General features: G+C 76.4%; 2 protein-coding genes. One reads left to right on the top strand and one right to left on the bottom strand.

Going from position 1 to position 1,281, the window contains the following annotated elements; translation table 11 throughout:
• A partial coding sequence (locus tag DZF91_RS23660; RefSeq protein ID WP_117359534.1) for a helix-turn-helix domain-containing protein occupies positions 1-691 on the bottom strand: 691 nt, incomplete at its 3' end.
• A gap of 297 nt (positions 692-988) precedes the next feature.
• On the opposite strand from DZF91_RS23660, the gene DZF91_RS23655 reads away from it, so the two are divergent.
• A partial coding sequence (locus tag DZF91_RS23655; protein WP_199486837.1) for a hydroxyisourate hydrolase occupies positions 989-1,281 on the top strand: 293 nt, incomplete at its 3' end.

The following is a 1,281-nucleotide window of genomic DNA, read 5'->3' as shown; positions in this document are numbered from 1 at the left end:
CGCCGCGGTCGGCGCGCTCGACGAGCTGCGCCGCGAGCTGGCGCGCCCGCACCAGGTCGCCGCGCTCGATGAACGCCGCGAGCAGCGCCGCGCCCAGGTGGACGGCCGCGTCGGTGGTGTCGGCGCCGGACGCGGCGAGCTGGCGCAGCGCGTCCTCGGCGACGCGGACGCTCTCGCTGATGTCGCCGCGCTCGCGCAGGCAGCGGCTCAGCGCGACGTGCACCCGCGTCCACTGGTCGGGGTCGTGCTCGGCGGAGGCGCGGGCGCTCAGCGCGCGCAGCTCGGCGATGGCGTGCTCCAGGTCGCCGGACGCCTCCAGCGCGAGCGCGTGGCCCCACCGGGCCTGGTGCAGCATGTCCGGCAGCGCGACCGCGTCCGGGCTGGCCAGGACGTCGGCGAACCGGGCGCGGGCCTCGGCCGCCGCGCCGTTGCGCAGCGCGATCTCGGCGTAGTCCAGGGTGACCCGCAGCTCGTCCACGACGTCCTCGCCGACCCCGCTGACCAGGTACGTCGGCGAGCAGCTCAGCTTGGTCGCGAGCAGGTCGACCACGCTCGGCGCGGGGACCCGCTTGTCGCTCTCGATCAGCGAGATGTAGCTGTCGGACAGCTCGGGGTACGCGAGCTGGGCCTGGCTCATGCCCTGCCGGATGCGCAGCGCCCGGATCCGCTGCCCCAGTGTCTCCCGATCCATGTTTCGAACCACCCGCCTGCCAGGTCCCCCCGCGCGCCGTGCGCCGCACGCCGCGGAGGAAGAAAACGTGTCGATCTTCCAGTCTGCCCGGATCGCGCCCGGTCAGGGTCCGGATTCGACGGATCCGGACCCTCTCGTTCGCCTCACCGAAGGCTATAGCGGACACCCCCGTCCGCGCCGCCCCCGGCCGGGCCGGATTCGCCGGGACGGTACCCGGGGCGATTCGCGGGCGGCTCGGCCGGGCCCTCCCCGCGCGTCCCTTCGGCCGGACGGGCGGGGACTGCTGTACTAGCGGCCATGAGCGTGTCCACCCATGTCCTCGACACCGGCAGCGGAACCCCGGCGGCCGGCATCCCCGTCCGGCTCGACCACTACGACGCGGAGACCTGGCGGCTAGTCCAGGAGGGCGAGACCGACGCGTCGGGCCGCTGGAGCCTGTCCCTCCCCGAGGCCGGCGCCCCCGCCGACGCCCCTGCCGACGCCCCTGCCGATGCCCCTGCCGACGGCGGTGCCGCCGCCCCCGCCTCCGGTGAGGGCCCCGGCGATGGCCCCGGCCCGGCGGCGCCCGCCGCGCGGCTCACCGGCGGGCT

The organism is Actinomadura logoneensis (assembly GCF_003428695.1).
Classification (GTDB): domain Bacteria; phylum Actinomycetota; class Actinomycetes; order Streptosporangiales; family Streptosporangiaceae; genus Spirillospora; species Spirillospora logoneensis.
Note: the sequence above shows the minus strand (reverse complement) of the source record. Positions and strands in the feature narration are given on the sequence as shown.